Annotated in this window: 14 protein-coding genes; 8 read left to right on the forward strand and 6 right to left on the reverse strand. The window is 70.9% G+C overall.

Going from position 1 to position 14,540, the window contains the following annotated elements; genetic code table 11:
- Positions 1–163 precede the first annotated feature (163 nt).
- From OG870_RS40560 to OG870_RS40570, 3 genes are all read left to right on the forward strand, one after another.
- Positions 164–1,339, forward strand: coding sequence for an alanine--tRNA ligase-related protein (locus OG870_RS40560; protein WP_327692010.1), 1,176 nt, complete (start codon positions 164–166; stop codon positions 1,337–1,339).
- Between the two features lie 109 nt (positions 1,340–1,448).
- Entirely contained in the window at positions 1,449–1,997 is a 549-nt protein-coding gene (locus OG870_RS40565; protein ID WP_266591936.1) for a GNAT family N-acetyltransferase, read from the forward strand.
- 14 nt (positions 1,998–2,011) lie between these two features.
- Entirely contained in the window at positions 2,012–2,569 is a 558-nt protein-coding gene (locus OG870_RS40570; RefSeq protein ID WP_266529341.1) for an adenylate kinase, read from the forward strand.
- Here the strand turns inward: OG870_RS40570 and OG870_RS40575 are convergent.
- The 4 genes from OG870_RS40575 to OG870_RS40590 all read right to left on the reverse strand — a co-directional run bounded on the left by OG870_RS40575 (position 2,526) and on the right by OG870_RS40590 (position 8,054).
- Complete coding sequence (locus OG870_RS40575; RefSeq protein WP_266528895.1) at positions 2,526–4,865, reverse strand: excinuclease ABC subunit UvrA; 2,340 nt, start codon at positions 4,863–4,865, stop codon at positions 2,526–2,528. The two genes, OG870_RS40570 and OG870_RS40575, sit on opposite strands and share 44 nt — an antisense overlap.
- Before the next feature lie 126 nt (positions 4,866–4,991).
- A complete protein-coding gene (locus OG870_RS40580; RefSeq protein WP_266528892.1) occupies positions 4,992–5,447 on the reverse strand; it encodes a hypothetical protein in 456 nt (151 codons plus the stop codon).
- Between the two features lie 140 nt (positions 5,448–5,587).
- Positions 5,588–7,237 (reverse strand): serine/threonine-protein kinase, encoded by a 1,650-nt coding sequence (locus OG870_RS40585; RefSeq protein ID WP_327692011.1) that lies wholly within the window; start codon positions 7,235–7,237, stop codon positions 5,588–5,590.
- A gap of 178 nt (positions 7,238–7,415) precedes the next feature.
- A complete protein-coding gene (locus tag OG870_RS40590) occupies positions 7,416–8,054 on the reverse strand; it encodes an NADPH-dependent FMN reductase (RefSeq protein WP_327692012.1) in 639 nt (212 codons plus the stop codon).
- 112 nt (positions 8,055–8,166) lie between these two features.
- Here OG870_RS40590 and OG870_RS40595 point away from each other — a divergent pair, with 112 nt between their 5' ends.
- Positions 8,167–9,003: a helix-turn-helix domain-containing protein gene (locus OG870_RS40595; protein ID WP_327692013.1), complete on the forward strand. Its 837-nt coding sequence runs from the start codon at positions 8,167–8,169 to the stop codon at positions 9,001–9,003.
- Between the two features lie 102 nt (positions 9,004–9,105).
- Here OG870_RS40595 and OG870_RS40600 read toward each other — a convergent pair whose 3' ends face one another.
- Positions 9,106–9,747, reverse strand: a complete 642-nt coding sequence (locus tag OG870_RS40600) for a TetR/AcrR family transcriptional regulator (protein WP_327692014.1) — start codon at positions 9,745–9,747, stop codon at positions 9,106–9,108.
- Between the two features lie 87 nt (positions 9,748–9,834).
- Here OG870_RS40600 and OG870_RS40605 point away from each other — a divergent pair, with 87 nt between their 5' ends.
- The 4 genes from OG870_RS40605 (at position 9,835) to OG870_RS40620 (ending at position 13,436) form a co-directional block, all read left to right on the forward strand.
- Entirely contained in the window at positions 9,835–11,346 is a 1,512-nt protein-coding gene (locus OG870_RS40605) for an FAD-dependent monooxygenase (RefSeq protein ID WP_405625757.1), read from the forward strand.
- 43 nt (positions 11,347–11,389) lie between these two features.
- Positions 11,390–11,743, forward strand: a complete 354-nt coding sequence (locus OG870_RS40610) for a DUF1801 domain-containing protein (protein ID WP_266591939.1) — start codon at positions 11,390–11,392, stop codon at positions 11,741–11,743.
- Between the two features lie 131 nt (positions 11,744–11,874).
- Positions 11,875–12,282, forward strand: coding sequence for a YciI family protein (locus OG870_RS40615; RefSeq protein WP_266528873.1), 408 nt, complete (start codon positions 11,875–11,877; stop codon positions 12,280–12,282).
- Between the two features lie 8 nt (positions 12,283–12,290).
- Complete coding sequence (locus OG870_RS40620) at positions 12,291–13,436, forward strand: RNA polymerase sigma factor (protein WP_266529335.1); 1,146 nt, start codon at positions 12,291–12,293, stop codon at positions 13,434–13,436.
- Between the two features lie 40 nt (positions 13,437–13,476).
- Here OG870_RS40620 and OG870_RS40625 read toward each other — a convergent pair whose 3' ends face one another.
- Positions 13,477–14,469 carry an LLM class flavin-dependent oxidoreductase gene (locus OG870_RS40625; protein WP_266591940.1) on the reverse strand — a complete coding sequence of 331 codons (993 nt, stop codon included), beginning with the start codon at positions 14,467–14,469 and terminating at the stop codon, positions 13,477–13,479.
- Positions 14,470–14,540: the final 71 nt, after the last annotated feature.

Raw genomic sequence — 14,540 nt, forward strand, 5'->3', positions numbered from 1 at the left:
CGCAGCCGCGCGAGCGACCAGCTCGCCGGCTGCCGACGCCTGACCTCTCCACCTCTCCCCGGCGGCCGGAAACGGACCGCCGGGTTGTGCTTCCCCTCTGCGCACGTTCGCAGTCTGCTCCCGCGGTGCGGTTTCCGGTCCCATGACCCGAAGGAACCCCGCCATGAACACCGACGAGACGAAACGGACGTTCATCGACTTCTACCGGGAGCGCGGCCACCAGCTCATCACCGGAAGCACCCTGCTGCCGCCGCCCTCGGACCCGGTGCTGTTCACCACCTCCGGCATGCACCCCCTCACACCCCACCTCCAGGGGCGTCCGCACCCCCAGGGACGGCGCCTGATCAACGTCCAGCGCTGCCTGCGCACCACCGACCTCGACGAGATCGGCGACCTCACCCACCTCACCGTCTTCGAGATGCTCGGCTCCTGGTCCCTCGGCGACTACGGCCATTCGCAGAGCCTGCGGTGGGGATACGAGCTGCTGCGCGACGGGTTCGGCATCCCGCGGGAGCGGCTGTACGTCACCGTCTTCGGCGGTGACGGCCGGCTCGGCCCGGACACCGAATCGCTGCGCACCTGGCAGGAGTTGGGGCTGCCCGTGGAGCCGACCGACGACGAGAACTGGTGGTCCAACGGGCCCGTCGGACCCTGCGGACCCGACTCGGAGATCTTCGTCTGGACCGGCGACCCCGACACCCCACCGGAGGGCACCCCCACCACGGACCCGCGATGGGTGGAGATCTGGAACCACGTCAACATGCGCTACCGCCGTCACGAGGACGGCAGCCTCGAACCCCAGCGGCAGCCCGCCGTCGACACGGGCATGGGCCTGGAACGGCTGACGACCGTCCTTCAGGGACACCGCTCGGTCTACGAGACGGACCTGTTCGAACCGTGGATGCGGCTGCTTGCGCCGCTGTGGCGCCTGGACGGGCCGTCGACGCGACTGGTCTGCGACCACCTGCGCTCAAGCATCGTCGTACTCGGCGACGGCGTCCGCCCGTCCAACACCGGCCGCGGCTATGTCCTGCGCCGCCTGATCCGCCGCCTGCTCACCACACTGCGGCGCGAGAACCCCTCGCACACCCTGACCGACCTGCCCGTGGAACTCGTCGGGCACACGCTGGACCACTTTCACCAGTCCTGCGGGTCCGGCACGGTCCGCGAGCTGCTCCTGGACGAGGAAAAGCGGTTCACCAAGCTCCTCGAACGCGGTCAACGGGTGCTCTCCCGGCCGGAGTTCGGCGACCCGCTGAGCGAGGAGGACTACCGGTACCTCCACGACACCCACGGCCTGCCCCGCGATCTGGTCGCCGGTCTGCTCACCACCGACTGACGCCCGTTCCGGGTCTTTCCGGCTTTCCGCACTCGGGAGCCGGAAAGACCCGGAACAACGCGGAACAACACGGAAAGTCCCGGAACGACTCGGTGGCTAGGCTTGCCTCATGTCCGATCATGATCACGTTGACGTTGACCTGGTTCACCTGCGCCCGATCGCCGAGGACGATCTCGATCTGTTCGAGCGTCTTCACGAGGACCGCACGGAGGCCGGGGAGCTCGGCTTCTTCGGCTACCGCAACCCGGGGCAGCTTCGCCGGCAGTGGGTGGAGCACGGTTTCCTCTCCGCTCAGGGCGGGCGGCTCGCCATCGCCGGGGACGACGACACGTTCGTCGGGGAGGTGCAGTGGCACGAGGTGCTGCAGGGCCCGGCATCACCCTGCTGGAACATCGGCGTCTCCCTGCTGACCGCCGAGCGCGGCAAGGGCTACGGCAAGCACGCTCAACGTCTGCTCGTCGAGTACCTGTTCGCCCACACCCGGGTCAACCGTGTCGAGGCGAGCACCGAGGTGACGAACATCGCCGAGCAGCGTGCCCTGGAATGGGCGGGCTTCAGCCGCGAGGGCACGCTGCGCGGCGCCTGTTTCCGCGCCGGCGCCTGGCGCGACATGGCGATCTACTCGATTCTGCGCGCCGAGGTCGCCGCGCAGCCATGAGCCCGCAGCGGGGTGTGCAGCGGATCTTGGTGGTGGGCGTCACCGGCGCGGGCAAATCGACCCTCGCGCAGGCCGTGAGCGCGCGTCTGGACATGCCGTACCACGAGATGGACGCCCTGTACTTCACCGGCCCCGACTGGGCCGTCAACGACAAGCTGACCGAGACGGTGTCGCCGCTCGCGGCCGAACCCCGCTGGATCATCGACTCCATCGGCTATCCGGAAGTCCGTGACCTGCTCTGGGAGCGGGCCGACACCGTGCTGTGGCTGGACTACGCCAAGCGCGTCGTCCTGCCCCGCGTCCTACGCCGCTCGCTGCGACGCACGCTCACCCGCGAGCCGGTCTTCGGCGGCAACACGGAGACCTGGGCGGGCTGGCTCAGCAAGGAGCACCCGGTGTGGTGGGCCTGGTCCCAGCATGCGGGCCGCCGCCGGGAAATCGCCCACCGCACGAGCGATCCACGCTTCGCGCCGCTCCGGACCCTGCGCTTTACGCGCCCCGCCGACACCGCGGCCTGGTTGGCCACGCTCACGCCTGTCGCGGCAGCACCCGGCTCAGATACGGCGCCGTAGCGCTCGCCTCCGCTCCCGCGACCTGTGTCGGCGTGCCCTCCGCGACGATCCGGCCGCCCGCGTCCCCGCCACCCGGGCCCAGGTCGATCACCCAGTCCGCGCCGGCCACCACCGACATGTCGTGCTCGACGACGATCACGGTGTGGCCGGCGTCGACCAGACCGTGCAGTTGGCGCATCACGACCTCGACATCGGCCGGGTGGAGACCGGTGGTCGGTTCGTCGAGGAGATAGAGCGTGTGGCCGCGGCGGCCACGCTGCAACTCGCCGGCCAGCTTGATGCGCTGGGCCTCGCCACCGGACAGTTCGGTGGCGGGCTGGCCCAGGCGCAGATAGCCGAGACCCACGTCGAGCAGCGCGCCGAGACTGCGGGCCACCGCCGGAGTGTCCGCGAAGAACTCCGCCGCGCTCTCCACCGTCAGGTCGAGCACCTGCGCGATGTTCCGTCCCCGGTACGTCACTTGGAGCGTCGCGGGGTTGTAGCGGGCCCCGCCGCAGTCCGGGCACGGCGCGTACGTACTCGGCAGGAACAGCAGCTCGACGCTGACGAACCCCTCGCCCTGACAGGTCTCACAGCGCCCTCCGGCCACGTTGAAGGAGAAGCGGCCGACGCCGTAACCCCGGCTGCGCGCCTCGTCGGTGGCCGCGAACTCCCTGCGTACGACGTCGAAGAGGCCGGTGTAGGTGGCCAGGTTGGAGCGCGGGGTGCGGCCGATGGGCCTCTGGTCGACCGACACCAGCCGCGCCACCCCCGCCAGGTCTTCGGTGATCTCGCCGATGAGCGTGGACTTCCCGGACCCCGACACGCCGGTGACCGCGGTCAGCACGCCGAGCGGGAACTCGGCCGTCACCCCGCGCAGGTTGTGCCGGATGACCGGGCCGACCTTCAACTGGCCGCGCGCGGTGCGCACTTGGCGTACGGGGGCGGGGGAGCGGTCGAAGAGGAAGCGGGCCGTCGCCGACCGCTCGACCGAGGCCAGCTCCGGCACCGGACCACTGTGCAGCACCTCGCCACCGTGCTCGCCGGCCAGCGGACCCACGTCCACCAGCCAGTCGGCGCCGCGCATGACGTCGAGATGGTGCTCGACCACGAACACCGAGTTCCCCGCCGACTTCAGCCGCTCCAGGACGGTGAGCAGGGCCTCCGTGTCCGCCGGGTGCAGACCCGCGGACGGTTCGTCGAGCACGTAGACGACACCGAACAGTCCGGAGCGCAACTGGGTCGCCAGGCGCAGTCGCTGCAACTCGCCCGCCGAGAGAGTGGGTGTCGAACGGTCCGGACTGAGGTAGCCGAGGCCGAGTTCGAGAATCGGCGCGATACGGGAGCGCAGGTCCTCGGTGAGGACGCGGGCGGCCTCGGACGTGGCCTCCAGGGCGGAGGCGAGGTCCGCGACGGGCAGCGCCGCCAGCTCGGCGATCGTACGGCCCCCGAAGGTCACCGCCAGTGCCTCCGGGCGCAGCCTGCTGCCGCCGCACGCGGGGCAGGGCGCGCTGCTGAGGAAGCGTTCCGCCTTGGTGCGCAGGGTGGGGCTCTTGGAGTCGGAGAAGGTCTTCATGACATACCGGCGGGCACTCATGTACGTGCCCTGGTACGGGCGTTGGATCCGGTCCGCGTCGCGTACCGGGTGCACGGTCACCACCGGCTGCTCGTCGGTGAAGAGGATCCATTCCCGCTGTTCGGCGGACAGGTCGCGCCACGGGCGGTCGACGTCGTGGCCGAGTGCGTCGAGGATGTCGCGGAGGTTCTTGCCCTGCCAGGCGCCCGGCCACGCGGCGATGGCACCCTCACGGATCGACAGGGCGGGGTCCGGAACCAGCAACTCCTCGGTCGTACGGTGGACTTGCCCCAGACCGTGGCACTCGGGGCAGGCACCGGCAGCGGTGTTGGGGGAGAAGGAGTCCGAGTCGAGGCGCTCGGCACCGGGGGGATAGTCGCCGGCCCGGGAGAACAGCATCCGCAGGGAGTTCGAGAGGTTGGTGACGGTGCCGACGGACGAACGAGACGTCGGTGCCGAGCGGCGCTGCTGGAGGGAGACCGCCGGCGGGAGCCCGGTGATCTCGCCGACCTTCGGCGCGCCGACCTGATGGATCAGGCGGCGCGCATACGGTGCCACCGATTCGAAGTACCGGCGCTGCGCCTCGGCGTAGATGGTGCCGAACGCGAGCGAGGACTTCCCGGACCCGGACACACCGGTGAACACGGCCAGCACGTCCCGCGGGATGTCGACGTCCACGCCCTTGAGATTGTGCTCACGGGCGCCGCGGACGCGGACGTAGGGGTCGTGTGGGTCGCGCATGAACAGGAACTCCGTACGGGTCTGCGGCCGGGGCGGGACAAACTCCGCGAGTGTATGCGAACGGGCCGCAGCGCGCGCCGGCGCTGCGGTCGCCGTGGGGTTCGCCTCGGCGCAGTGATCAGTCGCTCAGGTCTGGCACTGCTTCGTGGATGCGGGGGACCAGCCGCTCCAGGCGGCGCCGTCGGCCCGGGCGTGCACCCGGATCTCGACCCTCACGGGGGCGCAGATCCGGGTCGTGCTGCCTACCTCGACAGGGCCGATCTCCTGGCCTGCCCCGACGTAGGCGCGACCGCTGCCCACTTTCGCCCAGGAGCCACCATCGGGACGCGAAAACGCCTCGTAGGAGACGTTCAGGCCCCTGGTGCCGGTGTTGCGTGCCTTGATGTACGCCGTCATCTCTCGGGAGGGGAAGCGGCCGACCGACCCGCGCTGAGCACTGATGCAGCCATTGACGGCCACACGGCCGGTCGACGCACCCCCGCCACAGGCGATCCCCACCGCGTGAGCGTTGGCCGGAAGTGTCAGCACCGCGAGCGCGGCCGCACCCAACACCATTCCCGTACGCCTCAAATGCACTGCCATGTCCCTTCTTTGACCGTCTGTACGCTGAAGAGACCATGGTTCGCCTCGCGGCGCGGCATGCAGAGTCACCGACTTCTCACCCGGATGGGTGCGGACCGGGCCCGCAGACCCCTCGCATGCCGCGCCGCCGGCCAATTCGCCTACGTCGCGCGCCAGATCGTCATGTCCACCATCAGGAAGCTGATCCCGGGGGTGTCCCACAGTGCGGTCGACTTCACCTGGACCACGAGCAGCGCGATGTCACCGTTGCGGTGCTTGACGCAGAACTCGCTGCCCGTCGCCGCGGCGGCCAGCGGGAAGCTGTGGGCCGTGGCGCCTCCCATGAGGATGCGGCAGTCATCGAGGGTAGCTCCCGTCATGCCCATCAGCTGGGAGATCGTGCTGGTGTCGCTCTCCAGCGCACAGCCGATCTTCTTGCAGACGAAGCGGAGGTCGCCCCTGCGGTTCTTGAGTTGCGTCCCGTCCTTGAAACTCACCGAGTTCTTCTCGTCCAGCGTCAGTTGGGGGTACGGCTCGGCCCGCGGCGTCCTGGGCGCTGCCGGGGAAGGGTTCGACGCCCCAGGCTTCCCGCCCTCGGAGCCCGTCGTCGACGCGGATGCCGACGACGATGCCGACGACTGTGCGGAAGCTGTCCCACCGGTCGTCGACGAGGCACCGGAGTCCCGGTCGCGGGACCGGTCCCTCGCGTCCATCACCGTCCATGCCAGGCCCGTCAGCAACAGCACGCCTGCCGTCACGGCGGCCGTGAGCAGCGCGGTGCGTCTTCGGCGGGCCCGCCGCTCCGCAGGCACCGTCGGCCGCATCTGCAACTGCGGCTGCGCGAGCAACGGCCGCGCGGGCACCAGGTGCGTGTGCACCGGTTGCGTATGCGTCCGGGTGGGGTCGGGGGCCGGAGCCGGGACCGTCACCTCCGGCCCCGTGACCTGCTGCCAGACGGCAGGCCCCCCGCCCGCGTCGGCATCCCGGCCCAGCCGCTGCCGGCACCACGCGACGACCTCCGCCAGGGTCGCCCGTTCCGTCGGATCGGCGGCCAGGCACCGGGCGATCAGCGGACGGAGCTGTTCGGGCAGCAGGGTCAGGTCCGGTTGCGAGTGCACGATCCGGTAGAGGACGGTGGCAGATGGGCCGTCCCCGTACAGCGGCTCGCCCAGTGCGGCGAACGCCGCCGTCTGACCGAGCGCGAAGACGTCGGTCGCCGACGTGACCTCATCCGCTGTCGCCTGCTCGGGAGCCATGAACTGAGGCGTGCCGACGGCGGAGCCCGTGGCCGTGTGCGAAGTGGCGTCCGCGGCCAGCGAGATACCGAAGTCGATCACCCGCGGCCCGTCGGCGGCCAGCAGGACGTTCGACGGCTTCAGGTCCCGGTGCACGATCCCCGCGCCATGGATGGCCTGCAGCGCCTCGGCCACCCCCGCCATCAGCCACAGCACCGCCGGCACGGGCAGCGGTCCGCTCCGGGCGACGGCCTCCGCCAGCGAGGGCCCGGGCACATAGAGCGTGGCCAGCCACGGCGGTACACCGTCCGGATCGGCGTCGATCAGCTCGGCGGTGTACGCGCCCCGGACCCGCTGGGCTGCCTTGATCTCCCGGCCGAACCGCCGCCGGAACGCCGGGTCGTCGGCCAGCTCCGGCCGCACCACCTTGATCGCCACCGGCCGGCCGCCCTGCGTGTGCGACAGATAGACCCGCCCCATGCCACCGGCACCGAGCCGGGCGGCCAGACGATAACCGGCCACCATGGGCGGATCGTCCGCCTGCAACGGCTGGAACACCTCAGTCGCATGGTTCATCGGCCCTCGTCCCCCTGATCCACTGGCCCGCTGGTCATCCGATGGGTTGACCAACCACAGAACCTTAAAGGCTGTCCTGTGACTGCTGATCGGAAACGGGGTGAAAGTCGGAAACGGGGTGCGAGGGGGGAGCCGCCGGCTCGTCTGCTCGGGCGTCAGGGTGACAACCGAGGGCGGCTCACGCCGGGTACGGAGTGGTGTCGCGTGCCGACCGGAGCGCGCCCGCCCACCAGGCCAGCTGGTCGAGCACCGTCTTGGCGTAGCCGGTTGTCTCGGGGTCGAGGGGGCGGCCGTCCTGCCATGTCGTGAAGTAGTTCGGGAAGGCGAGGCCGTCGCGGACCGTCACCGCGTGCAGTTCGGTGAGCACGTTCTCCAGGTGCAGCACCGCGTGCCGGCCGCCCGCCGCACCGCCGTAGCTGACGAAGGCGACGGGCTTGGCCGTCCACTGGCTGAAGTGCCAGTCGATGGCCGCCTTCAGCGACGCCGGATAGCTGTGGTTGTACTCCGGCGTGACGACGATGAACGCGTCGGCACCCTCCAGGGCCGAGGTCAGTGCCGCCATCCCGGCCGGACGGGGGTATGCGTCGCCGGCGTACTTCGGGGACGCGGCGGGCAACGCCAACGGAATGTCGGAATCGGCCAGATCGACGACCTCCACGTCGAAACCGCCGTGCGTGGTGGCCTGTTCGGCGACCCACGAGGCCACCACCGGGCCGAACCGGCTGTCCCGGACACTCCCGACGATGATCGCCAGCCGGTGCCGGTGCTGGTGCTGGTGATCGTTCGTGTTCTCGTTCTCGTTCTCGTTCTTGTCCATGCCCCTCACGATCGGGCTGCGCCACGACAGCAGCCAGACCGTGCTCAGGCTGGCCCCCACAGGGCCACGCTGAGCCCCTCGCGATCAGCGGGCGGCGAATTATGCTCTCCCCATGGGTACGCCGTTGGGGGACTTCATCCGGGCCAGGCGGGACAGCGTCCAGCCGGAATCGCTGGGGCTGCCGAATCACGGGCGCCGTCGGTCCCCGGGGCTGCGCCGCCTGGATCTCGCCGCGCGGGCCGGCATCAGCGTCGAATACCTGACCCGCATGGAACAGGGCCGTGACCGCAATCCGTCGGTGGCGGTGGTGAACGCGATCGCCGACGCGCTCAGCCTCGACCCGGCCGAGCGCAACCATCTGCGCTACCTCGCGAAGATCACCGGCGGCGAATGCGTCGCCCACGCCCGGCCCGCTCCACCCAGCCGCGACGTCCGCCCCTCGGTCCTGGAGACACTCCGCCTCCTCGAACCGGGCATCGCCGTGGTCACCAACCGGCTCGGCGACATCCTTGCCCACACCAGCGATTACGAGGCGGTGGTGAGCGAGACGGGACTGCTCGACGCCGGCTCCCCGAACCTCACCCGCTACGTGTTCACCGATCCCCGCGCCCGGACGTTCTTCGCCGACTGGGACGACGTAGCCGACCAGCAGGCCTTCGACGTGTGGCTCGCACCGTCCGCCGAGAGCTCCGAGTGGTTCAGCACAGAGCTCGCCCATGCCGCGGGCCTCGACTTCACACGCCGCATGCACCGACACCTCGTTCCGAAACGGGGGGTGCTCCGCCTCCACCACCCGTTCGGCTGCGAACTTCAGCTGGTCCGCGAGACGCTCGAACTCTCCGAGGACGCCCAGCAGTTGATCGTCTTCCTCCCGGCGGACGAGGAGACCGCCCAGGCAGTCGACCGACTCCGGCGCAGGCGCCACGGCCGGCTCCGGGCCATCTCGTAGCCCGTTATCTGCTGGGTATCTGCCGGGCGTCTCAGGGGTATCCGACGGGAATCTGCCCTCGCCTCCGGGCCGCGGCGACATTCGCCGCTCGGGCACCGGGAGTCACTGCCGCGTGGGCAGCTGCCGCAAACCGTTCTCCAGCAGTGCGAAGGCGTGTTCGGCGTCGGCCTCCGCTCCCGGGTACCGCTCGTCGACCGACTCCCCGTATGCCAGGCGTTCGGCGTTGTCCAGGGCCAGCGCCCAGTGGACCGCGACGATTTGGACGGCGGCGAGTCGCGCCGTGAGTTCCGGAGTGTCCGCGGTTTCCCGCAGTGCCTGAGCGAGTGCGCGTTCGCCACCGGTCCTGAACCGTTGCATCCGGGCCACGAGTGAGGGCGTGTCGAAAATCATCCGCACGAGCCTGCGCACCTGGGGGTGGTCGTTGAGCCCGGTGATCGGGTCCCGCTCGCACAGTCCCTTGAGGAAGTGTTCCCGCACTGCGGCCAGCGGGGCGGTGCCGTCCGGGCGGGCCCGCACGACGCGCGCGATCTCGGTCTCGTGGTCGGCGAGGCGATGGACCACGAGGTCCTCCTTCGCCGGGAAGTAGGCGAAGAGTGTCCGCTTGGACACCTCCGCCGCCTCGGCCACCTGGGCCACCGAGACCTGGTGGAAGCCGTGTTCGAGAAACAGCGTGATCGCCGCGTCGGAGATCGCCGCGTGGGTCCGCTGCTTCTTTCGTTCCCGTAGCCCTGGCTTGCCGTCCACGGAGCCACCGTAACAGAAAACTGCCCCCAGGGGATTTCTGCACCTGGTATACATTTACTCCGAGGTGAGAGATGGGATGGAGTGAGGGTGTTGACGTTGACGGAGAGCACGGCCGACGTCGTTGTCGCGGGCGCCGGCCCGACCGGACTGATGCTGGCCTGCGAACTGGCGCTGGCCGGGGTCGAGACCCTGGTCCTGGAGAAGCTGCCCCAGCGCATCGAGCAGGTGAAGGGCGGCGGCATCCAGCCCCGCACCGCGGAGCTGCTGGAGTCGCGCGGGCTGCTGGAGCCGCTGCTGAAGCGGGCCGTGCCGCGTGACCCGGTGGGTGGTCATTTCGCGGCCCTGCCCGTGCCCCTGGACTGCACGCCCTGGCGCACCAGGCACCCTTTCCCGATCGCGATCCCGCAGTGGGAGATCGAGGAAGTGCTCGAAGAGCGGGCGCTCGCCGCGGGTGTGCTGGTTGTGCGTGACACCGCCGTCTCGGCAGTCGAGTCCGATGACGACGGCGTGGTCGTGACGGCGGACGGTCTGCGGGTGCGCGCGAGCCATCTGGTGGCATGCGACGGCGGCCACAGCACGGTGCGCAAGCTGCTCGGGCTGCCGTTTCCCGGCAGGCCCGGCACCCATCAGGCGGTGGTGGCCGACATCCGCCTGTCCGCCGTATCGGCGCACGTGCCGCGGCAGATGGGGCACATGAGCAGCCTGACCCGCCACGCGGGCGGCTACTGGGCCATGCTGGTCCCGCTCGGCGACGACCGGTACCGGTTCACCTTCGGGCGCGCGGACCAGGCGGACGGCACCCGCGACATCCCCGTCACCGCCGAGGAGATCACCGCCGCGCTGCAGACCGTGTACGGCCCGGAGACCACCCTGGGTGCCGTGGACCACTCCTCCCGCTTCAGCGACGCCACCCGGCAACTGGAGCACTACCGCGCGGGCCGGGTCCTGTTCGCGGGCGACGCCGCACACATCCACCCGCCCCTGGGCGGCCAGGGTCTCAACCTCGGCATACAGGACGCCTTCAACCTCGGCTGGAAACTGGCCGCGGTCGTCAAGGACCGCGCCCCGAGCGGCCTTCTGGACAGCTACCACAGCGAACGGAACCCGGTCGGAGCCCAGGTCCTGCACCACACGTCGGCGCAGCGCGTCCTGGCCGACCCGAACCCGGGCGAGGACGTCGCCGCCCTGCGCGACATCGTCATCGACCTGCTGCGCCTGCCCGACACCAACCGCCACCTCGCGGGACTGATGTCCGGCCTCTCGCTGCGCTACGAGCTGCCCGGCGAGCATCCCCTCACCGGGCAGCGCATGCCGGACGCCGACCTGGTGACCGAAGCAGGCCCGACCCGGCTGTCGGCCCTGTTCGGCTCGGGGCACGCCGTCCTGCTCGATCTGACCGCGACCGTCCCGGCCGACCTCCCGCTCCCCCCGCGAGTCGACCTCGTCCGTGCCACCTGCGCCGACGACCTCGGCGCGGCAGCCCTGCTCATCCGCCCCGACGGCTACGTCTCCTGGGCCGCGGACACCTCCACCGCCCGCGCCGACACCCTGCCTGCCGCGCTCGCCGCGCTCACCAGCGGCCTTGCGCAGGTGCACTGAGCGAGGCGGGCGCGCACGGCGGCACGCCACCAGAATGGGCCGTATGGACGCCGAAGCGAAGAACTACATCGACGGGATCGCACCCGAGCACCGCGCACTGTTCGACCGCGTGCACCGGTTGATTCTTGAGGCGTATCCCGAGGCGAACGTCGTGCTGGCGTACGGGTTGCCGACCTACCGGGTCGGCAACCGCAAGCTGCACGTCGGAGTGTGGCAGCACGGGGTCTCGGTCTACGGGTGGGACAAGGACGCGGGCGCGGGCCTCACCTCCCGCCATCCGCATCTCGTCAGCGGCAAGGGGACCATCCGACTGCGCTCCCAGGACGCGGAGGGCGTCACCGACGGGGAGTTGAGCGACCTCATCCGAGCCTCGCTGGGGCCTGGAACCACGCCGTAGCGGCCTCGCGCCGCCGCGTGGACCGGGGCGCCGAGAAAGATCTCGGGCGGCCATGTCGAGAACCCGAGACGGGCTCCGTCCCCGAGGTGAACGCGACCACAATGGGCGCACCAGTACCGAGGAGAACGACGATGGCCAAGTACCTGTTGCTCAAGCACTACCGAGGCGCTCCGGCTCCGGCCAACGACGTGCCCATGGACCAGTGGACGCCGGAGGAGATCTCGGCCCACGTGCAGTACATGCAGGACTTCGCGGCACGCCTTGAGGAGACCGGCGAGTTCATCGAAAGCCAGGGACTGGCCCCCGGAGGGACGTTCGTCCGGTACGACGGTGAGGGGCGACCGCCGGTCACCGACGGCCCGTTCGCCGAGACCAAGGACCTCATCGCCGGCTGGATGGTGATCGACGTCGACACCTACGAGCGCGCCCTCGAACTGGCCGGGGAACTGTCGGCCGCCCCCGGCGCGGGCGGCAAGCCGATCCACGAGTGGCTCGAACTGCGCCCGTTCATGACCGAGCACTGCACCATCACGGAGTGACCTCACCGATGAACGGGGCCCTGCTGAGGAGCCTCACACCGAGCGTGCTCGCCGTCCTCGTCCGCCGGGGAGCCGACTTCGCGGCGGCCGAGGACGCCGTGCAGGACGCGCTCATAGAAGCGGTCCGCGGGTGGCCGGCCGACCCGCCGCGGGATGCGAAGGGCTGGCTGGTCACCGTGGCGTGGCGCAAGTTCCTGGACGCGACGCGGGCGGACGCCGCCCGCCGCCGGCGTGAGGACCGTGTGGACGAGGAGCCGCAGCCCGGGCCCGCGCCCGCGGTGGACGACACGCTGCAGCTCTATTTCCTGTGCGCCCACCCGTCGCTGACGCCGTCGTCCGCGGTGGCGCTCACCCTGCGCGCCGTCGGCGGGCTGACCACCCGCCAGATCGCCCAGGCCTACCTGGTGCCCGAGGCGACCATGGCGCAGCGCATCAGCCGGGCCAAGCGCACCGTCTCCGGTGTGCGCTTCGACCGGCCCGGTGACGTCGCCACCGTGCTGCGGGTCCTCTACCTGGTCTTCAACGAGGGCTACTCCGGCGACGTCGACCTCGCCGCCGAGGCCATCCGGATCACCCGTCAACTCGCGGCCGTGATCGACCACCCCGAAGTGGCGGGACTTCTCGCCCTGATGCTGCTCCACCACGCCCGGCGCGCCTCCCGGACCGCGCCCGACGGCAGCCTGGTGCCGCTGGCCGAGCAGGAACGCGGCCGATGGGACACCGAGTCGATCGCCGAGGGCGTCGAGATCCTGCAGGCGGCCCTCGCCCGTGACCGGCTGGGTGAGTTCCAGGCCCAGGCCGCCATCGCGGCCCTGCACGCCGACGCACTCACCGCCGAGGAGACCGACTGGGTGCAGATCGTCGAGTGGTACGACGAACTCGCGCACCTGACCGACAGTCCCGTCGTGCGGCTCAACCGCGCGGTGGCCGTCGGCGAGGCCGACGGACCCCGCGCCGGGCTGGCGGCACTCAAGGAGCTGGACGAGTCACTGCCCCGCCACACCGCGGTGGCGGCCCACCTCCACGAACGCGAGGGTGACCTGGCCACGGCGGCGCGGCTGTACACCGAGGCGGCCCACAAGGCACCCAACCTCGCCGAACGCGACTACCTGACCCGTCAGGCCGCCCGGCTCAACGCCCGCCGACGGCACTGACGGGCCGGGCCCGGCCTCGGGGCGCCGCCGCCGACGGTGATCACCACAGCCGGGCAAGGCGCCGGTAGGAGTCCAGCAGGGCCTCGCGGTCGTAGGTGCTGGTGGTGACCAGTACCTCCTGCGCCCCCGTCTCCTTCAGCACCGTCTCCAGTTCGTGCGCGACCTGCTCCTCGGTGCCGGCCAGGTGGCCGGTGAGCCCGGCGTCGTAGAAGCCGCGTTCCCGTTCGGTCATCGTGAGGTGCTCGACGCGCTCGGCGGGCGGCAGGGGCGGAAAGGCGCCGTGGGTGCGGGAGTGGGCCATCGACCAGGCCTCCGGGATCAGGAGCCGCCGCGCCTCCTCGGGGGTGGCGGCCACGACGATCGTGCCGGAGATGACGACGTACGGCTCGGGAGCCCAGGGCGAGGGGCGGAAGTGGGCCCGGTAGTGGTCGATGCCGCGCTGCATCCTCTCCCGGTTGCGGAGGTCGCCGATCACCATCGGCAGGCCCGCGCGGGCGGCGATCTCGGCGCCCTCGCCCATGGCCAGCACGAACGGCGGCACCGTCAGGCCCTCGGCCGGCCGCGCATGCACCCCCGTCGGCGAGGTGCCGCGGAACCAGCCGAGCAGTTCCTGCAGCTGCCCTGCGAAGTCGTCGGCGTCGTCCTTGTCGCGCCCCAGCGCCCTGCGCACCCCGCCGGTGAAGCCGACGGACCGGCCGAGACCCATGTCGATACGGCCAGGGAACAGGGACTCCAGCACCCCGAACTGCTCGGCCACGACCAGCGGTTGGTGGTTGGGCAGCATCACACCGCCCGTGCCGACCCGGATCGTCCGCGTTGCGCCCGCGACGGCGGCGGCCAGCACGGTCGGCGCGGACCCGGCGACCCCGGGCACCCCGTGATGCTCGGAGACCCAGAACCGGTGGTAGCCGGCGTCCTCCAGCTCCTGTGCCAGCCGTACCGTGTCGCGCAGCGCCTCGGCGTCGGTGTGACCCTCGCGGGTGCGCGAGCGGTCGAGGACGGAGAAGCGTGTCGAGGCGATCGCGGAGCTCATGGAAGGTTCAACACCTGCGAGCCCGCAGGATTCCTCACGGCCCGATGTCGTGGTGAGGACCGAACGGATCC

The sequence above is a fragment of the Streptomyces sp. NBC_00461 genome, from assembly GCF_036013935.1.
GTDB lineage: Bacteria > Actinomycetota > Actinomycetes > Streptomycetales > Streptomycetaceae > Streptomyces.

Bases quoted from the DNA above. Each gene is read 5' to 3' on its own strand.
- OG870_RS40560 (WP_327692010.1), top strand. From the start codon at position 164: ATGAACACCGACGAGACGAAACGGACGTTCATCGACTTCTACCGGGAG.
- OG870_RS40565 (WP_266591936.1), top strand. From the start codon at position 1,449: ATGTCCGATCATGATCACGTTGACGTTGACCTGGTTCACCTGCGCCCG.
- OG870_RS40575 (WP_266528895.1), bottom strand. From the start codon at position 4,865: ATGCGCGACCCACACGACCCCTACGTCCGCGTCCGCGGCGCCCGTGAG.
- OG870_RS40580 (WP_266528892.1), bottom strand. From the start codon at position 5,447: ATGGCAGTGCATTTGAGGCGTACGGGAATGGTGTTGGGTGCGGCCGCG.
- OG870_RS40585 (WP_327692011.1), bottom strand. From the start codon at position 7,237: ATGAACCATGCGACTGAGGTGTTCCAGCCGTTGCAGGCGGACGATCCG.
- OG870_RS40590 (WP_327692012.1), bottom strand. From the start codon at position 8,054: ATGGACAAGAACGAGAACGAGAACGAGAACACGAACGATCACCAGCAC.
- OG870_RS40595 (WP_327692013.1), top strand. From the start codon at position 8,167: ATGGGTACGCCGTTGGGGGACTTCATCCGGGCCAGGCGGGACAGCGTC.
- OG870_RS40610 (WP_266591939.1), top strand. From the start codon at position 11,390: ATGGACGCCGAAGCGAAGAACTACATCGACGGGATCGCACCCGAGCAC.
- OG870_RS40615 (WP_266528873.1), top strand. From the start codon at position 11,875: ATGGCCAAGTACCTGTTGCTCAAGCACTACCGAGGCGCTCCGGCTCCG.
- OG870_RS40620 (WP_266529335.1), top strand. From the start codon at position 12,291: ATGAACGGGGCCCTGCTGAGGAGCCTCACACCGAGCGTGCTCGCCGTC.
- OG870_RS40625 (WP_266591940.1), bottom strand. From the start codon at position 14,469: ATGAGCTCCGCGATCGCCTCGACACGCTTCTCCGTCCTCGACCGCTCG.